Source organism: Agathobacter sp. (assembly GCF_977054825.1).
The window spans coordinates 70,394-87,563 of sequence record NZ_CDRTEH010000006.1 but is presented as its reverse complement, the minus strand read 5'-3'; the positions used below and the strand labels follow the sequence as shown (position 1 = coordinate 87,563).

Genomic DNA, 17,170 nt, shown 5'->3' with positions numbered 1-17,170 from the left:
ATGGTGAGGTAATGTATATGACAGGAATTATATGGGCATGTGCTGCAACACTTATTGCGGCATGTGTGCCTATTTTGGCCAAGGTTGGAACAAAAAAGACAGACCCGGCGCTGGCGGGAAGTATTGCCGGGATTGTTTTATGTGCGTCTTTATTTTTTTACAGGAAAGATAATATAATGGGAAGCAGCCTGATTGCACTCGGCCAAAGGAGCGTTATATTTATACTTCTGGCAGGGCTTGCAACAGGGCTTTTTGGCATCTGTTTTTTTAAATCCATACATGAGGGCTACACATTTCAGGTTACGGCTATAGTTAAATGCAGCTATATAATCACACTTGCAGCGGGATTTTTTCTGTTTCATAACATCCCTGACACTTTTGATTATATAGCGATTGCACTCATGATTGTTGGAACGGTTATTTTAAATCTGGATGGGACAGGCATTTTGTTTGCACTTCTTGCTGCAGCTTGTGCGTCGGCAGCGCATATTCTTGTGTCACTTGGCGGGATACAGCTGGATAAGGGCGTTATTGCATTCTGGTGTGTTTTTATAGGCGCGCTGGTACTTATTATATTTACTGTTGCAACCGGTGGCATGAAGAAAATCAGATCTATGTCATTTGTTGATGGTATTTGCCTGATTCTTGCAGGTATTGCATATCCGTTAGCATATGATTTTTATGGCAGGGCAGTTTCACTGTCCGGCAGCTATGCGGGGTATATTTTTAATCTGACGATTATTGTGATGATGATATGCTCGAGTGTGGTACTTAAGGAAAAGGTATCGGGAAAGAAATTCCTGGGTGCATGCATTTTTATTGCAGCATTGTTTGTTATAGCATGCAACTAATAGCTGATATAGCATATAATGATTAAAAAGAGGTTTTTTGATGTTGCCTTTTTATAAAACATTTCCATTCATGGATTACTATAAAAATGAGGATGCATTTGCAAAGGACCTGGGGATGATAAAGGATATGTATCCGCTTGACACGGCAATGATACAGTCCGCGGTAGAGCAGCGCATGGATGAGCTGGAGTATGAGGGCAGCTTTATCTATGATGAGGTGCCTGACAGGCAGCGTCTTTTCGATGAGGCTGACAGGATTGCAGGCAGATTTATCTCGGAGCAAAGCAGCAGGTGCTTTATCTGTACAATAGCAGGCATACTTTTTAACTGTGAGCTCTGCAGACGCAGATGCAGATACAGAAGGTACCAAAGATTCTGGTAGATATAAGGATATGATTTTATGAGTAAGAAAGTGATAAAGCCGATAGTACTTATAGTAGTATTTATTGCAGCATTAATTACATTTTGCATAACTACAAACAAAGGAAATAAGGATATGACCACGAAGCAGGCGGATGCAACGCTGCCGGTTATGTCATTTAATCTGGATAAAATAAAGATAAACACGCTCCATGGATATACTACTGAGATGGATCCGACAAAGATGCGCGATTGTGTTATTCCGATTTCGGATGACAGGAAGCTCTCATTATCCATTTCCACATATGGCATGGCTGTTGACGGGATATCATACAGGATCAGAAGCATGGATGGCAAGAGGCTGGTGGCCGATGATGAGGTATCTTCTTTTTCTAATAAGGATAATACCATTCAGGCGGACATAAGCATGCCGAATGTGATGGATGAAAATACTGAGTATCTTTTGGTGTTTACCATCACAAGCGGTCAGGATAATATATATTATTACAGCAGGATTATGCAGACTGATGGAAAGGTAGCTGCAAAGGTTGTCGAGTTTGCAAAGAAGTTTCATGATGAGACGTTTATAAAGGATGACAAAGCCTTCTTTACAACATATATGGAGACAACAACGGGAGACAGAAATACGCTTGCACATGTGGATCTGACATCTACGGTGAGCCAGATTACCTGGGGCTCAATGGCAGCTGCACAGTATACGAATCCTGTCATAGCCCTTAAGGAAATAAACGATTCTTATGATGTGGTTACAATAGACTATGTGATGAGCTGTGTGGACGGCAAGGGTGAGACTGAATATTACAATGTAAGGGAATATTTCAGGCTGCGCCAGACGGAAAGCCGTATGTACGTGCTCAACTATGAGAGGACGGCAAATCAGATTTTTAACAGTGAAAACAGCTTTATTTCGGATTCGGGCAGCGTGATGCTTGGTATCAGAAGCAGCGAAGCAGAGTACAGGGCCAATGAAGCAGGCAGTGTGATATGCTTTGTCCAGGAGGGAGATTTATACTCCTATGATATAAACAACGGAATGATAATCAAGGTATTCAGCTTCAGGGATGCTGAGGGTATTGATGAGCGCGAGAACTGGAATCATCACGATATAAAGATTGTCAGTGTAGACGAAGCTGGCAGTATTGATTTTGTGGTATATGGATATATGAACAGAGGCACCCACGAGGGAGAGGTGGGAACCGGCGTGTACCATTATGATGGTCTGGCACATACTATAGATGAGGAAGCGTTTATTCCTTCTAAGACATCATATGAGGTGCTGAAGGCAGAGATGGGCAAGATGCTTTACCTCAATGAGAAGGATGAATTCTATCTCATGATGGATGACAGTCTCTATAGGATTAATTTAGGCTCGATGTCTGTAAAGAAGGTTGTTGAGGGCTTATCAACAGGCTCTTACTGCGCATCGGAGAGCAACAGATACTTTGCATGGGTGGATTCTGCAAATCAGTATTCATCCAATACCGTAAAAGTAATGGATTTAAAGAGCGGCAAGACCTTTGAGGTCAAAAAGGGCGATGACCAGTATCTGCGTCCGCTTGGTTTCATAGGCGAGGATTTTATATATGGACAGGCGAATGCTGCTGACGTGGTCTCTGATGCGGCCGGAAACACAACATTTCCGATGAATGGTCTGACTATTCTTGATACATCTGACCAGTCGGAGCTTAAGACATATACTCCTTCGGGCGGCTATGTCGAGAAAATTTCTGTGGATGGATATACGGTGACGATAGATCTGATTGCACAAAACAATGGTGTGTATGCAGAAATCGGGCAGGATACCATTATGAACAGGGAGGCTGATTCAAAACAGAAGATAGCTCTTGATACGAGCCAGTCCGATACAAAGCTGGCGGTTAGCGCTATTAATATAACAGATGGTAAAAAGCCGGATAAGCTGAAGCAGCTGACAGCACAGATGACTATCAATTCACATGATACTAATGTTGATTTAAAGTTTGATGACAGTACAGTTCATTTTTATGTCTATGCAAAGGGTGATGTGATTTTTGCATCTGATAACATCTCGGATGCCATAAAACAGGCAAATGACAGCATGGGCGTGGTAATTGATTCAAGCCAGCGGTATGTATGGATGAGGGCCAGAAAAAATGCGGTAAATGCATTTTCAAATATTACATGCAATGAAACGGATAAGGATGCCGACAGTGTCGTGAAGTCGGTAAGCGCAATGCTTATATACAATGATGTTACGGTAAGTGTGTCTGAGCTGATTGGAGCAGGCAGCAGTGCTGTTGATGTACTCAAAAATAATCTGCCGGACAAGGAAATCCTGGATTTACAGGGAGTGTCCTCTGAGGATATTATCTTTTATATCAGCCAGGGCAATCCGGTATTTGCGATGACGGGAAATACGTCAGCAGTGCTTGTGACAGGATACTCTTCAAATGGAGCTTTATATATTTATAATCCGGATAATGGCACAACAACATCTATGAGCTATGAGGATGCTGACCGGATGTTTTATAATGGTGGATTGCATTTTATCACATACATGACAAAATAAGCAGAATAATGTTGTAATAATGCCGATTTTGTGACATTAAATGCAAGCTCCTTAGGTAAAGTTTAACAGAAATTTTCCTAAGGATTGAAAAGCAACTATAATTGGGATATATTAATTAAGTATGAAATAGGTTTAATACTTTTTGTTTAAGGAGAACGTATGAGTAAGAAGAGTATTGTCGTTACAAAAGTATGTGAAGGTCATGACAATCCAATCGCAGAGCTTGTTCAAGTGGCATGCAAGTTCGACAGCGAGATTACATTGGAGAGTGACAATCGCAAAATCAATGCAAAGAGCATCATGGGCATTATGGCTTTTAATCCATCAGATGGAATGACTGTTGACATTGTTACAAAGGGTGATGATGAGCAGGAAGCTTTAGTTGCAATTGAAAATTTTTTAGTATGTGAATAATGAGCATGAGGAGGAAAATAGTATGCGTAAAAAGAATAATAACTCAAAGACAGCTAAGCCAGCAGTAAAGCCGGTAGAGGTGAAAAAAGAGGAAACAATGGCACAGCCGGTTTCAGAGCCTAAGGCTGATGTAAAGGCCGATGTAAAAGCTGAGGTAGAAAAAGCTGTAGAGAAGACAACCGAGAAGGTTGAGAAGGCAGTAGAGAAGACAACTGAGAAGGTTGCTGAGAAAGCTGCTGAGGTTAAGGCAGATGTAAAGGAAACTGTTAAGAAGACAACAGCAAAGGCTGCAAAGACAGCTAAGACTGTTAAAGAGGCAAAGCCTGCAAAGAAAGAGCCTGTAAAGCCTGAAATTATCGTTCAGTACCAGAACAGCGAGGTTGATACAGCAGCTGTTGAGGAGCGTGTTAAGGCTCAGTTTGTTGCTGAAGGACACAAGGCTGGCTTCATCAGAAAGCTAAACATCTACATCAAGCCTGAGGAGTATTCTGCATACTATGTTATAAATGATAAGTTTTCAGGTCGTGTAGATTTATTCTAGTCTGACATTATTAGGGAATACATATTTTATCAAGCGCATAATAAAAGCCGATACATTTCGTGGAAACACGGTGTATCGGCTTTTATTTTGTGTGTAGGTATGTGAAAAAGCAGCTGTGTGACAGTATAGGTGCATCATGAAATACATAGTGGATAAAAAAGGGTAACAAAAAAGCGGGTGATGGGAATCGAACCCACGTATCCAGCTTGGAAGGCTGGTGTTCTACCATTGAACTACACCCGCATAGGAATATTTAATTTGTTGTATAATGCCCAGTTCCGGAATCGAACCAGAGACACACGGATTTTCAGTCCGTTGCTCTACCAACTGAGCTAACTGGGCTTGCCTCACAACAAAAGTTATTCTACACGATTTGTACGTGTATGTCAATATAAAATTTCGAGAAATCACGAGTATTTTAAATGGGCTGTAATCGTTGCCGGTCACGCTGTTAGGTGTGAACAGTAGCCGGTTTAGCGAATGTGAGTGGGATGGTTCTGAACGGTTACAATAAACAAGAAACATAGTATTAAAAACTATATAAAATAGAAAATGATATAATTTTACCTTGACACGAATACCGTAAAGGGTTACTATGTGTATATGTTTGATTGTCAAATAATTTGAATATCAAACAGAAAGACCGGAAATTTATACCGGAATTCGGAGGTACATATTATGTTGAAAGAACTGAGAATCGGAGATATGGTTGCAAAGCTTCCTATTATACAAGGCGGTATGGGAGTTGGAGTGAGTCTTAGCGGACTGGCAGGAGCTGTTGCCAAGGAGGGTGGAGTAGGCGTGATTTCCACCGCGCAGATTGGGTTTGAGGAGCCGGAGTTTGAAAAGGATCAGGCGAAGGCTAATCTGATTGCTATCAAGAAGCACATTAAGAGGGCGAAGGAGTTTGCCTGTGGACATGGATTGGTCGGTGTCAATATCATGGTGGCTTTAAAGCATTACAAGGAGCATGTTCGGGCTGCAGTTGAAGCAGGGGCTGATGTTATTATAAGCGGTGCAGGACTTCCGATGGAACTGCCTGAGCTTGTCGATGAAAAGTCACATACAAGGATTGCTCCGATTGTCTCTTCAAAGAGAGCTGCGAATCTGATACTTAAAATGTGGGCACACAGATACAACCGCACAGCAGACTTTATTGTTATTGAGGGACCAAAGGCCGGCGGACATCTGGGCTTTTCCAATGAACAGCTTGCGGATATGGAGCATATGGATTATGACAGTGAGATTAAGGAGATTATAAGCTGTACAAAGACCTATGAGGAGAAGTTTGAAAAGCACATTCCGGTGATTGTAGCGGGCGGAGTGTTTACACACGAGGATGTCATGCACTGCATGGAGCTTGGAGCAGACGGAGTGCAGGTTGCGAGCCGTTTTGTGGCGACAAAGGAGTGTGACGCATCTGATGCCTACAAGCAGGCTTATCTGGATGCAAAGGAGTCTGATGTGCAGATTATAAAAAGCCCGGTCGGAATGCCGGGGCGTGCTGTCAGAAATGAGTTTATCAGGGGATTGGAAAAGGAAAAGCAACCTATCACAAGGTGCTATAATTGTCTTGAGAAATGTAATCCTGCAACAGTGCCTTACTGTATTACAAAGGCACTGATTGCAGCGGTTAAGGGAGATATGCAAAATGGTCTGGTATTCTGTGGAGCCAATGTGGGCCGCATAAACCAAATGACCACGGTTCACGAGCTTATGAGTGAGCTTGTGGGAGCATAGGAAGTACATCCTCGCAGTAGCAGCGCAGCACTTCACCTACGCTCCACGCCTGCGCATAGCAGCCACGGCCGTTGTGAGGGGCATCGCCGTCAAATATCTCGCATATTGAGCCGATACAGTTGTTAAGCAGATGCTCCCTTACAGGGTCAAGCAGCTTGTCGGCGCATAAAGCGGTCGCCTTCGTGCGGCCGTTTACCTTTACATAGGCACTGATGAAGCCGCCGAGCAAAAAGCCCCAGGCTGTTCCCTGATGATAGGCATGGTCGCGCTTTGAGAGAGAGCCGATGTAGATCGGATGGTAATCCTTATGGTCCGGATCAAGTGAACGCAGTCCGCAGCCCACATAGAGCTTATCCATTACCGTATCCACAATTGCTTTTTCACGCTTCTTGTCAAGCATGGTAAAAGGCAGGCTTACTGCATAAATCTGGTTTGGACGGATTGTATCGTCATCCTCGTCGACCACATCATACAGACAGCCGGTGTTTTCATTCCAGAAGTGCTTGTTGAAGGAGTCCTTTACGAGTGAAGCGAGCTGTCTGTAGCTGTCATCATTATCGCCAAACTTAGCCTGCAGCATATCCATGGTGCACAGTGCGTTGTACCAAAGTGCATTTATCTCGACAGGCTTGCCGTGGCGTGGTGTGGCAACCCAGTCGCCCACACGCACATCCATCCATGTGACCTGGTCGAGTCCGCTTCCGGCATGAATAAGCCCGTCGGTGTCCATATATATGGAAAAATCAGTACCTTTTTTATAAGTGGAAATGATATCCTTTAAGCAAGGATAAATATCCTTCTTTATAAACTCATAGGCGTCAGGGGTGTCCACATATTCCAGATATTTGTAGACAGCATAAAAATACCACAGTGATGCATCTACAGTGTTGTAAAGAGGCTTAAGTCCGCTGTCAGGAAACATATTTGGGATGAGTCCGTCCTTACAGTATTTGGCAAAGGTCAGGAGTATATCATGAGCCTTTTCAAAACGGCCGGTGCAAAGAGTCAGACCGGTGTATGAAATCATAGTGTCGCGGCCCCAGTCGGTGAACCAAGGAAGCCCGGCGAGCACAGTGTCATAGCCTGTTGACTGTCTGTATGCGATAAACTGGTTGGCAGCCACAGCGAGCTTTATGGCAAAGTCATCAGTGAAGCCGCTTCTTTTAATCAGCTCATCAGTGTAGTCAAGCTGTGCACGCACAATTTCAAAAGCACTTTCAATGTCTGAGCCTGCGTTGTCATTATTAGCTTCAAGTGGTACGATATCACACAATACAGAAAAATGCATTGAAGCAGAGGCAGGGATATCCACACTCACGTCATATGGGCAAAATGCACAGTCAAGACCGGGAACTTCATTGTCCACCTCGGTCTGAGCCTCAAGGTCGCAGATATATTTGTCGTTTCTTTCAATAAGCTCTCCGCTTGAAAAAGCAATGCGGATACAGTGGTCATCCTGTGCTTTTGGGATGAGACTAAAGCCGTGCTCCTGCTTTTGAACCTCAAATTTTAATGAATCAACGGTGGAGCTTTCAGAGTGCTCACGGAAGTTCATAAGAGGCGTGATCAAAAGCTTAGCTGCCTCTCCCCTGTTACAAATATCGTATGCCACGGCAGCGAGGTTTCTTCCCTGTGCCAGTGCGATGTGTTTTTTAATGGTAATATCACCGGCTTCATATGTAAAGCATATGGTCCCGTCGTATGTGAAATCGCTTATATATTGGATACCGTCTGTGTGGCATCCCCCCTTGAACTGGTCGCTTGAGAGGTCGTAGGTGTGATTTCCCGTGACTATTTTTTCGTTTGTCTTTGAGAAGCAGACGTATCTTTGCACAGGAGAGCGAAGACTTGCGATCAGGTAGCCCTGATGCGTGCGGTTTATTGCGCCTGTGATTGAACCGCCGGCGTATCCGCCAAGGCCGTTGGTCAAAGCCCACTCCCTTCTTATATTGTTTTTGAAATTATTTTGCAGTTTTATGTTAAATTGCATCGCAGCCCTCCGAAATTTCACTAAATTTTTATAATATTTTAACCTATAACCGTGAAAAAATCTATACGAAACGGCAAAAATCTGTTATCATTATAAAGATATATATTTTCAATATGCAAAGGAGAATTATAATGGAAGTATTTACATTGATTGCACGTAAAAAAAATGTAGCGCTGGTATTTATTTCATACCTGCTTGTGGCGCTTGCAGCGATAAGCCTTCTGACTATCTGTATCGGATTTGCACCGGGTATTTTATTTGCCGTAGTATTTGGACTTGTTGCATATCTTATGATTATGGCACAGAATACTGAGTTTGAGTATTCATATTTTGACGGAGAGCTGCGTTTTGCCAAAATTAAAAACAAGAGCCGCAGAAAGCGTCTTGGAATATACAGCATGGAGTCTGTAGCAGCAATCGCACCGGCAGGAGACAGAAGCGTATACAATTACGAGAATGGAAATGAGCTCAAGAAAATAGACTATACCTCAGGACAGAAGGACGTACCTTATTACGATATCATCATCAAATCGCCTGATGAGAACGTGCTTATAAAGGCAGAGCTTGAAGACAGGTTCTTAACAGAGGTGGAGAAAAAATACAGATCAAAGGTTAAAAGAAGAGAGGAGTAATTACTCCTCTCCTTCTAAATGGTACATCTTGGATTTTGTTTTGCCGGCATCGTATCCGGTTGAGTATCCTTTGCTGCCGTTTAACAGCCTCAGGCATTTTGGACAAAGAGTGCCGAAGGAGACTGGTGCACCGCAGCGCTGGCAGTGAAGACCGGCTATAGTGGAGGCTGATTCAGAGTGCTTGTACTCGATTCGGCCGTCCTTTATCCAGCTCTTTACCTGTCGAAGCGGTATCTTAAAATGCTCTGCAACCTCGTATTCATTTACATCGTGGGTACGGATAAATTCCTTTACCTCGCGGAATAATGCCAGGTCAAGGCATCGTGGGCAGAGCTTCTCTTTATAGTCATAGGGCAGAGGCTTTTTGCAGTTTTCACATACTTTTGTGTTGTTGTTAAAAAGACTTTTAGGATTTTCCATGGGTGCCTCCTTAAGCTTGTTTTATTTATTATATCATAACAGATTTTATAAAGAAAGTAGGGACTTTAACAATGTCAATTGCAGTTTTCGATTCAGGAGTCGGCGGAATAAGCGTCTTAAAGAGCCTGGTTGAAGTAATGCCTAACGAAGATTTTATATATTACGGGGATTCGGCAAATGCGCCTTATGGCACCAAAACACTTGAGCAGGTGCGAGCTCTGACCTGCGAGCATGCCAAGGAGCTGATTTTAAAGCAGCATGCAAAGGGACTCGTTGTCGCGTGCAATACAGCGACCAGTGCGGCAGTACGTATATTAAGGGAGCAGTATCCCGATGTGCCTATCGTGGGGATAGAGCCTGCAGTCAAGCCAGCGATGCTTTTTATGAAAAATCCGAGAGTGCTTGTGATGGCGACACCTATGACGATCAGGGAGGAAAAGCTCAAAAAGCTTATGGACAGATACAGACATCTGGGAGAGATTATTCCATTGCCTTGTCCGGGGCTTATGAACTTCGTTGAGAGAGGTGACTTGTACGGTGATGATGTGAGACAGTATCTCGAGGAGCTTTTGTATTCATATTCGCATGGTGAGATAGATGCTGTCGTGCTGGGCTGCACACATTATCCGTTTGTCAGAAAAATGATACAGGAGGTGCTGGGAGATAAGGTTCGCGTGTTCGATGGCGGAAACGGTACAGCGCGTGAGATGAAGCGCCGTCTGATAGAAAAAAACTTATTGACTGAAAATGTAGGGGCTGGAACTGTAGAATTTCAGAATAGTCTGACAGGTGAACAGCATGAAGCCAAAATTCAGTTATGTAAACAGCTTTTTAACAAGGAAATTTAGATATTATGTCATGAATGTTACAATTCTAAAAAAAGTATAAAATAATATTTTTAGAATTTATAAAATGTTTTTAAAACGTACATTCTTAGGACATAATTACCACATATACTTGTTCTTGTAAGAGGAACAAAACCTTTTACATTATTCCCTTTTTATTAATAAACATTTTCATAACTAAACTCCTCGAGAAAGGATCGCGTTGTTACCGCGTGTAACATCGCGGTCCTTTCTCACGTTTTGCAGTAAGGCTGCGAGTTGTAGCCTTACTGTTTTAGTTATGCACAGCGCTTCCGCATATATCATTCAGCACACACATGTCACAGTGCGGTGTGGTTCTGGCAGTACATACGGCGCGTCCATGGTCAACAAGCCTGTGGCAGAAGTCGTTGCTCTCCTCGGGCGGGATGATTTTCCAAAGCTCCATCTCCACCTTTTTCGGGTCCTTTATTCCATCTACAAGTCCTATACGGTTGCAAAGGCGTATGCAGTGAGTATCGGTGACGATGGCAGGCTTGCCGTACACATCACCCATTATCAGGTTGGCACTCTTTCTGCCAACTCCCGGAAGCTTCAGCAGATCAGTCATATTGTCAGGTACAAGACCGCCGAAATCATCGCAAAGCATCCTCATGCAGGCGCTTATATCACGGGCCTTACTCTTTCCGAGACCACATGGGCGCACAATTTCCTCTATGTCGGAAACCTCTGCAGCAGCGAGAGCCTCGATGGAAGGATATTTCTTGAACAAATCCACCACGACCACATTAACGCGGGCATCAGTGCACTGGGCTGCAAGCCTTACAGATACGAGCAGCTTCCAGGCCTCATCGTACTCAAGAGTGCAGTCGGTGCGAGGATACGCGGTTTTTAGTCTTTTTATTACTTCAAGGGCTAATTTTTCTTTTGTCATATGAGCCTCCTTATTCTTTATTTTATAGTATACAAAATTGCGCAGAGATTGTAAAATGGATTTACGTGAGAGGAACAGTATGAATAACAGATATACAATAGAAGTAACAAGAAAAAGAATAAAAAATATGTATCTTCGTGTGAAGGACACGGATGGCACGCTATCAGTGAGTGCACCCTATGGTATGAGCAATACGGAAATCAGAAAATTCGTGGAAAGCAAATCAGACTGGATTGAGCGTACCATGCAGGAAATGCTTGTCGCAAGACAGCTTAAGGAACAGGAGCCGGTTTTGGCACCCTTCATGGAGAGGGAGATACGTCTGGAGCTTAAAAGGCAGCTGCAGAGGCTTATCGACAAATGGGAGCCGGTTATGGGCGTGAAGTCAGCTGGCTTTACAATAAAGAAGATGAAGACAAGGTGGGGCTCATGCAATGTGAAGTCACATCATTTGAATTTTAACCTCCTGCTGGCTAAGGTGCCGCCGGAGTGCGCAGAGTATGTGGTGGTTCACGAGCTTACACATCTGCTTGAGCCAAGCCACAATGCCAGGTTCTGGTCGCTGATGGAATATTATCTGCCGGGAAGCAAAGAACTGCGTAAACAACTTGCTGGCTTTTCTGCGAAGGATATGATATGATACTAAAAAGACCCACTTAGAGAAAGGAAGCTTCAAATGGAATTTTGGGATATATACGATAAGGATAAAAAGCCGACAGGCCGTACCATGAAAAAAAACGACTGGATACTTAAGGATGGAGAGTATCATCTTTCAGTGCTTGGCGTGATTCACAGACCTGATGGCAGGTTCCTTATCACACAGCGTGTCATGACAAAGGCATGGGCACCGGGCTGGTGGGAGGTTTCAGGAGGAGCCGCACAGGCAGGTGAGAGCTCATTTACCGCAGTCTGCAGAGAGGTAAAGGAAGAGGTAGGCCTTGACGTATCACAGTGTCCGGGAGAGCTTGCCTACACCTATCACAGGGAGAATCCGGGTGAGGGTGACAATTATTTTGTGGATGTTTACCGCTTTGAGCTTGATTTTAATGAGTCTGACGTACAGATTCAGACAGAGGAGGCACTCGGCTTTAAAATTGCCACACTCGATGAGATAAAAGAGCTTGCTGCGCAGGGAGTGTTCCTGCACTACGACAGCATAAAGCAGGTATTTGAAAACTAACAGCTATGATAATAAGATAACATAGAATTATAAGGAGCAGATTATGGCATTACCAAAGGACCCGGTTATGCTGCTTAGCTTTGTGAACACACAGCTTCGGGACAACTATTCAGGCCTGAAGGAGCTTGCGGCAGCATATGATATTGATGAGAAAGAGCTTTGCGACAAGCTAGCGCAGATTGATTACAAATATGATGAGACTGTCAATCAGTTTAAGTAGATTTCAGCATACATATTAAAAGTGATGGAAGGATAAGATAATGGAGACATGCTGCGATTTTTGTGCATACAATGAATATGACGAGGATGATGAGGAGTATTATTGCTCGGTAAATATGGACGAGGATGATATGGCGAGATTTGTCCAGAGCAGCTATAAGCGCTGCCCGTTTTACCGCTCAGGCGATGAATACAGGGTTGTCCGTCACCAGATGTGAAGCATTATAACAAAATATAATAAATATAATTAAAAAATAAATTGCATTAATCAATTTAAGGCTGTATAATGAATTGGTTATTTTAAAAATTAAGAATTTACAAATATACAAAGCATATTGATAAGGAGGAAAATTATGCCTGTAAAATACGTGTTCGTCACCGGTGGAGTTGTTTCCGGTCTTGGAAAAGGAATTACCGCAGCGTCTCTTGGACGTCTTTTAAAAGCTCGTGGATACAAGGTGACAATGCAGAAGTTCGATCCATACATTAATATTGATCCGGGTACCATGAACCCAATCCAGCACGGAGAGGTGTTTGTAACAGACGATGGAGCTGAGACAGACCTTGACCTGGGACACTATGAGCGTTTTATTGACGAGAGCCTTACAAAGAACTCAAACGTCACCACAGGAAAGGTATACTGGTCAGTATTACAGAAGGAGCGTCGGGGTGATTACGGCGGAGGAACAGTACAGGTTATCCCTCATATTACAAATGAGATAAAGAGCAGATTCTACAGAGATTTCACATCTGAGGATACCACAATCGCAATCATTGAGGTGGGCGGTACCGTCGGCGATATCGAGAGCCAGCCGTTCCTTGAGGCAATCAGACAGTTCCAGCATGAGGTGGGACACGACAATGCCATCCTGTGTCACGTGACACTGATTCCATACATCAAAGCATCCGGAGAGCTCAAGACAAAGCCTACACAGGCCAGCGTAAAGGAGCTTCAGGGCATGGGAATCCAGCCGGATATCATCGTATGCCGTTCGGAGCATGAGCTTGACCAGAAGCTTAAGGACAAGATTGCACTGTTTTGTAACGTGCCAAATTCACACGTATTACAGAACCTTGATGTGGAGTATCTCTATGAGGCACCACTTGCCATGGAGCAGGAGAATCTTGCAAAGGTTGCATGCGAGTGCTTGAATCTCGACTGTCCTGAGCCGGATCTTGCAGACTGGAAGCAGATGGTTGAGGATCTCCGTCATCCTGATAAAGAGGTAAAGATCGCACTTGTCGGAAAATATACAGCACTTCACGATGCATACATTTCAGTTGTTGAGGCACTGAAGCATGGCGGTATCCCTGAGCATACCACAGTCGATATAAAGTGGGTTGACTCAGAGGAGCTTAATGATGACAATGCAGCAGAGGTATTCAAGGGTATTCAGGGAATTATCGTTCCGGGAGGCTTTGGAGACCGTGGTGTTGAGGGCATGATTGCAGCAGCCAAGTATGCAAGGGAGAACAATATCCCATATCTGGGACTCTGCCTTGGAATGCAGGTGGCAATCATCGAGTATGCGCGCCACGTATGTATGTTCCATGATGCGCACAGTATAGAGCTTGATCCAAACACTACTCATCCGGTTATCGCACTTATGCCTGACCAGAACGGAATAGAGGATATCGGTGGTACACTGAGACTGGGCTCTTATCCATGCGTACTTGACAAGACATCAAAGGCATATCAGGTATATGGCACAGAGAATATTAGCGAGCGTCATCGTCATCGTTATGAGGTCAACAATGACTACAGAACAGCTCTCACAGAGCATGGTATGAAGCTTTGCGGTACATCACCTGATGGCAGAATCGTGGAGATGATTGAGATTCCTGAGCATCCGTGGTTTATCGCCACACAGGCACATCCGGAGCTTAAGTCTCGTCCGAACCGTCCACATCCGCTTTTCCATGGCTTCATAGAGGCGGCAAACAAGGTGAGTAGATAATTTTTCGTTATATTTAATACAATATTTAGAAAGTGCGGTTGATTTTGACCGCACTTTTTTTTATAATAAAGTGAAGCTTCGCACTTTATAAATTGTGAGGAGCCGGTTTCATAGGAATGACTATAAAAATTGCTTTGAAGCTTGTAATAAATAAGAAAAGAACGGAGAAAATATGGATAATCAGGGACCTAATAACTATAACTACAATAACGGACCGGGCAATAATGGGTCCGGTGGAAACGGAAATAACGGTGGCAACAGACCGGGTGGAAACGGAAACGGCGGCAGGAACAATCGTGGCGGACAGGGTATCATGGCATTTATCCTGCTGACACTCGTGGCACTGTTTGTGTATGCACTTATCTCAAACAGCATATCGCATGCCAGCACACAGGAAAAGTCATACAGTGATTTCATAAAGCAGCTCGACAAGGGCAATGTCAAGAGCGTGGAGTTTGATTCCTACGAGATAGACTACAAGCTTGTGGATGACGGACACAAGGATTATGACATCACATATTATACAGGACGTGTGGCTGATGATGAGCTCGTGCCGACACTCAAAAAGGCAAAGACCTCAGAGGGCAAGTCTATCGAGATAAAGGCAGCAATACCTGATAATACATCTACATGGATTTTCAATATATTAAGCTTTATAGTTCCGCTTATTTTACTGTGGGTGCTTTTAGCATTTGTTTCAAAGAAGATGGGTGGCAGCATGGGAATGGGAGTCGGCAAATCGACTGCCAAGGTATATGTGGAGAAGTCCACAGGTGTCACCTTCAAGGATGTTGCGGGACAGGATGAAGCCAAGGAATCACTCCAGGAGGTTGTTGATTTTCTTCACAATCCAAAGAGATATACAGATATCGGAGCCAAGCTTCCTAAGGGTGCGCTTCTCGTGGGACCTCCGGGAACAGGTAAGACACTTCTTGCCAAGGCAGTAGCGGGAGAGGCAGGAGTACCGTTCTTCTCACTTGCAGGTTCAGATTTTGTGGAGATGTTTGTCGGAGTCGGAGCTTCGAGAGTGCGTGATTTGTTCAAGGAAGCCCAGAAGATGGCACCATGTATCATCTTTATCGATGAGATAGATGCAATAGGAAAGAGCCGTGACAGCAGATACGGCGGTGGCAATGACGAGCGTGAGCAGACCTTAAACCAGCTCCTTGCAGAGATGGATGGCTTTGATACATCAAAGGGATTACTTATATTAGCAGCAACTAACCGCCCTGAGGTGCTCGATAAGGCGCTTCTTCGTCCGGGACGTTTTGACAGAAGAATCATAGTTGACAAGCCTGACTTAAAGGGACGTCTGGAGACCTTAAAGGTACACTCAAAGGATGTCAAGATGGATGAGTCGGTAGACCTTGATGCACTGGCACTGGCAACAGCTGGACTTGTGGGCTCGGATCTTGCCAACATGATTAATGAGGCTGCCATCAACGCAGTCAAAAACGGCAGACAGCTTGTAAACCAGGCAGACCTCTTTGAGGCCTTCGAGCTTGTTGCAGTCGGCGGCAAGGAAAAGAAGGACCGTGTCATGAGCGATAAAGAGAGAAAAATTGTCTCATATCATGAGGTAGGACATGCACTTGTATCAGCCCTGCAGAAAAACACAGAGCCTGTACAGAAAATCACAATCGTACCACGTACCATGGGAGCACTCGGATATACACTCCAGACTCCTGAGGAGGAGAAATACCTTGAGACAAAGGACGAGCTTCTTGCCAAAATCACAACATATATGGCAGGACGTGCCGCAGAGGTGCTGGTATTTAACTCAGTCACAAGCGGAGCCGCAAATGATATAGAAAATGCCACAAAGATAGCCCGTGCCATGGTAACTATGTACGGAATGTCAGATAAATTCGGCATGATGTGCCTGGCAACAGTACAAAACCAGTACTTAGAGGGCGGAGCAGGATTAATCTGCGGAGAAAATACAGCATCGCAGATAGATGATGAGGTGCTCTCAATCATCAACAGCAGCTACGCAGAGGCCATGAAGCTCCTCGATGAAAATAGAGAAATCCTCGATAGTATATCAGATTATCTCTACGAGAAGGAAACAATCACAGGCAAGGAATTCATGAAGATGTTCCGCGATATGAAGGGACTCCCGGATCCGGACGAGGAGAAGAATGACGAAGAGAACAAAGAGCAGGAGGCCGCACAGAATGATGATGCACAGAAAGATGTGACATCGGCAGCAGATCCACTCCTCCGTAACGCCATAGACCAGCCTGCAGATACAAATGAATCTTCCGGATATACAGCGTCGAATAATTAGTACCTTATAGGGCAATTTTCGAACATAACGAGCAACCAAGCAATTTTCGCGCAGCGAAAGAGCAGTAGAAAAGAGTTTCGCACACATAAGCTGAAAAAGCCGGAGGGTACACAGTGTGTTCAGAAGGAAAATATGAACTGCCGCGGTTTTCCAAACAAGAGAATGAACGAAAAAGCCTTGCAAACAAAGAAAACCAAACAGAGAGAAAACCCGCGGCTGACTTCATATTTTCCTGAGGAATACACTGT

At 44.0% G+C, this 17,170-nt stretch carries 17 protein-coding genes and 2 tRNA genes; 14 read left to right on the top strand and 5 right to left on the bottom strand.

Going from position 1 to position 17,170, the window contains the following annotated elements; genetic code table 11:
• The first annotated feature begins 17 nt into the window (after positions 1 to 17).
• The 5 genes from ACW6PM_RS07675 to ACW6PM_RS07655 all read left to right on the top strand — a co-directional run bounded on the left by ACW6PM_RS07675 (position 18) and on the right by ACW6PM_RS07655 (position 4,735).
• Positions 18 to 851 carry an EamA family transporter gene (locus ACW6PM_RS07675; protein WP_456056760.1) on the top strand — a complete coding sequence of 278 codons (834 nt, stop codon included), beginning with the start codon at positions 18 to 20 and terminating at the stop codon, positions 849 to 851.
• Between the two features lie 40 nt (positions 852 to 891).
• Positions 892 to 1,233, top strand: a complete 342-nt coding sequence (locus ACW6PM_RS07670; RefSeq protein WP_151198477.1) for a hypothetical protein — start codon at positions 892 to 894, stop codon at positions 1,231 to 1,233.
• A gap of 18 nt (positions 1,234 to 1,251) precedes the next feature.
• On the top strand, positions 1,252 to 3,780 hold the full coding sequence (locus ACW6PM_RS07665) for a hypothetical protein (protein WP_456056759.1): 2,529 nt from the start codon (positions 1,252 to 1,254) through the stop codon (positions 3,778 to 3,780).
• A 159-nt stretch (positions 3,781 to 3,939) separates the two neighbouring features.
• The gene (locus ACW6PM_RS07660; RefSeq protein WP_055061124.1) at positions 3,940 to 4,194 is read left to right on the top strand and encodes an HPr family phosphocarrier protein; all 255 of its coding nucleotides are present in this window, start codon (positions 3,940 to 3,942) and stop codon (positions 4,192 to 4,194) included.
• 22 nt (positions 4,195 to 4,216) lie between these two features.
• Positions 4,217 to 4,735, top strand: a complete 519-nt coding sequence (locus ACW6PM_RS07655) for a DUF6465 family protein (protein WP_308651649.1) — start codon at positions 4,217 to 4,219, stop codon at positions 4,733 to 4,735.
• A 172-nt stretch (positions 4,736 to 4,907) separates the two neighbouring features.
• On the opposite strand, the gene ACW6PM_RS07650 is transcribed toward ACW6PM_RS07655, so the two are convergent.
• Both ACW6PM_RS07650 and ACW6PM_RS07645 read right to left on the bottom strand, forming a co-directional pair.
• Positions 4,908 to 4,978 (bottom strand) — tRNA-Gly (locus ACW6PM_RS07650).
• Positions 4,979 to 5,004: 26 nt separating this feature from the next.
• A tRNA-Phe gene (locus ACW6PM_RS07645) sits at positions 5,005 to 5,077 on the bottom strand.
• 336 nt (positions 5,078 to 5,413) lie between these two features.
• On the opposite strand from ACW6PM_RS07645, the gene ACW6PM_RS07640 reads away from it, so the two are divergent.
• Positions 5,414 to 6,475, top strand: coding sequence for an NAD(P)H-dependent flavin oxidoreductase (locus tag ACW6PM_RS07640; RefSeq protein WP_456056758.1), 1,062 nt, complete (start codon positions 5,414 to 5,416; stop codon positions 6,473 to 6,475).
• On the opposite strand, the gene ACW6PM_RS07635 is transcribed toward ACW6PM_RS07640, so the two are convergent.
• A complete protein-coding gene (locus ACW6PM_RS07635) occupies positions 6,450 to 8,465 on the bottom strand; it encodes an amylo-alpha-1,6-glucosidase (RefSeq protein ID WP_456056757.1) in 2,016 nt (671 codons plus the stop codon). The genes ACW6PM_RS07640 and ACW6PM_RS07635 overlap by 26 nt on opposite strands.
• Positions 8,466 to 8,596: 131 nt before the next feature.
• Between ACW6PM_RS07635 and ACW6PM_RS07630 the strand changes: the two genes are divergently transcribed.
• Positions 8,597 to 9,097, top strand: a complete 501-nt coding sequence (locus tag ACW6PM_RS07630) for a DUF6106 family protein (protein WP_456056756.1) — start codon at positions 8,597 to 8,599, stop codon at positions 9,095 to 9,097.
• Here ACW6PM_RS07630 and ACW6PM_RS07625 read toward each other — a convergent pair whose 3' ends face one another.
• Positions 9,098 to 9,517, bottom strand: coding sequence for a hypothetical protein (locus tag ACW6PM_RS07625; protein WP_456056755.1), 420 nt, complete (start codon positions 9,515 to 9,517; stop codon positions 9,098 to 9,100).
• Between the two features lie 71 nt (positions 9,518 to 9,588).
• On the opposite strand from ACW6PM_RS07625, the gene murI reads away from it, so the two are divergent.
• Positions 9,589 to 10,365 (top strand): glutamate racemase, encoded by a 777-nt coding sequence (gene murI, locus ACW6PM_RS07620; protein WP_456056754.1) that lies wholly within the window; start codon positions 9,589 to 9,591, stop codon positions 10,363 to 10,365.
• Positions 10,366 to 10,636: 271 nt separating this feature from the next.
• Here the strand turns inward: murI and ACW6PM_RS07615 are convergent, their stop codons facing one another.
• Complete coding sequence (locus tag ACW6PM_RS07615) at positions 10,637 to 11,275, bottom strand: endonuclease III domain-containing protein (protein WP_456056753.1); 639 nt, start codon at positions 11,273 to 11,275, stop codon at positions 10,637 to 10,639.
• 79 nt (positions 11,276 to 11,354) lie between these two features.
• Between ACW6PM_RS07615 and ACW6PM_RS07610 the strand changes: the two genes are divergently transcribed.
• The 6 genes from ACW6PM_RS07610 to ftsH all read left to right on the top strand — a co-directional run bounded on the left by ACW6PM_RS07610 (position 11,355) and on the right by ftsH (position 16,922).
• A complete protein-coding gene (locus tag ACW6PM_RS07610) occupies positions 11,355 to 11,915 on the top strand; it encodes a M48 family metallopeptidase (protein ID WP_456056752.1) in 561 nt (186 codons plus the stop codon).
• Positions 11,916 to 11,951: 36 nt separating this feature from the next.
• Positions 11,952 to 12,455, top strand: coding sequence for an NUDIX hydrolase (locus ACW6PM_RS07605; protein WP_308650524.1), 504 nt, complete (start codon positions 11,952 to 11,954; stop codon positions 12,453 to 12,455).
• A 43-nt stretch (positions 12,456 to 12,498) separates the two neighbouring features.
• Positions 12,499 to 12,675, top strand: a complete 177-nt coding sequence (locus ACW6PM_RS07600) for a DUF4250 domain-containing protein (protein ID WP_012741591.1) — start codon at positions 12,499 to 12,501, stop codon at positions 12,673 to 12,675.
• A 40-nt stretch (positions 12,676 to 12,715) separates the two neighbouring features.
• Positions 12,716 to 12,892 (top strand): DUF6472 family protein, encoded by a 177-nt coding sequence (locus ACW6PM_RS07595; protein WP_012741592.1) that lies wholly within the window; start codon positions 12,716 to 12,718, stop codon positions 12,890 to 12,892.
• Positions 12,893 to 13,027: 135 nt separating this feature from the next.
• Positions 13,028 to 14,632, top strand: a complete 1,605-nt coding sequence (locus ACW6PM_RS07590; protein WP_022293932.1) for a CTP synthase — start codon at positions 13,028 to 13,030, stop codon at positions 14,630 to 14,632.
• 172 nt (positions 14,633 to 14,804) lie between these two features.
• Positions 14,805 to 16,922: an ATP-dependent zinc metalloprotease FtsH gene (ftsH, locus tag ACW6PM_RS07585; protein ID WP_456056751.1), complete on the top strand. Its 2,118-nt coding sequence runs from the start codon at positions 14,805 to 14,807 to the stop codon at positions 16,920 to 16,922.
• Positions 16,923 to 17,170: the final 248 nt, after the last annotated feature.

Bases quoted from the DNA above. Each gene is read 5' to 3' on its own strand.
- ACW6PM_RS07675 (WP_456056760.1), top strand. From the start codon at position 18: ATGACAGGAATTATATGGGCATGTGCTGCAACACTTATTGCGGCATGT.
- ACW6PM_RS07670 (WP_151198477.1), top strand. From the start codon at position 892: ATGTTGCCTTTTTATAAAACATTTCCATTCATGGATTACTATAAAAAT.
- ACW6PM_RS07665 (WP_456056759.1), top strand. From the start codon at position 1,252: ATGAGTAAGAAAGTGATAAAGCCGATAGTACTTATAGTAGTATTTATT.
- ACW6PM_RS07660 (WP_055061124.1), top strand. From the start codon at position 3,940: ATGAGTAAGAAGAGTATTGTCGTTACAAAAGTATGTGAAGGTCATGAC.
- ACW6PM_RS07655 (WP_308651649.1), top strand. From the start codon at position 4,217: ATGCGTAAAAAGAATAATAACTCAAAGACAGCTAAGCCAGCAGTAAAG.
- ACW6PM_RS07640 (WP_456056758.1), top strand. From the start codon at position 5,414: ATGTTGAAAGAACTGAGAATCGGAGATATGGTTGCAAAGCTTCCTATT.
- ACW6PM_RS07635 (WP_456056757.1), bottom strand. From the start codon at position 8,465: ATGCAATTTAACATAAAACTGCAAAATAATTTCAAAAACAATATAAGA.
- ACW6PM_RS07630 (WP_456056756.1), top strand. From the start codon at position 8,597: ATGGAAGTATTTACATTGATTGCACGTAAAAAAAATGTAGCGCTGGTA.
- ACW6PM_RS07625 (WP_456056755.1), bottom strand. From the start codon at position 9,517: ATGGAAAATCCTAAAAGTCTTTTTAACAACAACACAAAAGTATGTGAA.
- murI (WP_456056754.1), top strand. From the start codon at position 9,589: ATGTCAATTGCAGTTTTCGATTCAGGAGTCGGCGGAATAAGCGTCTTA.
- ACW6PM_RS07615 (WP_456056753.1), bottom strand. From the start codon at position 11,275: ATGACAAAAGAAAAATTAGCCCTTGAAGTAATAAAAAGACTAAAAACC.
- ACW6PM_RS07610 (WP_456056752.1), top strand. From the start codon at position 11,355: ATGAATAACAGATATACAATAGAAGTAACAAGAAAAAGAATAAAAAAT.
- ACW6PM_RS07605 (WP_308650524.1), top strand. From the start codon at position 11,952: ATGGAATTTTGGGATATATACGATAAGGATAAAAAGCCGACAGGCCGT.
- ACW6PM_RS07600 (WP_012741591.1), top strand. From the start codon at position 12,499: ATGGCATTACCAAAGGACCCGGTTATGCTGCTTAGCTTTGTGAACACA.
- ACW6PM_RS07595 (WP_012741592.1), top strand. From the start codon at position 12,716: ATGGAGACATGCTGCGATTTTTGTGCATACAATGAATATGACGAGGAT.
- ACW6PM_RS07590 (WP_022293932.1), top strand. From the start codon at position 13,028: ATGCCTGTAAAATACGTGTTCGTCACCGGTGGAGTTGTTTCCGGTCTT.
- ftsH (WP_456056751.1), top strand. From the start codon at position 14,805: ATGGATAATCAGGGACCTAATAACTATAACTACAATAACGGACCGGGC.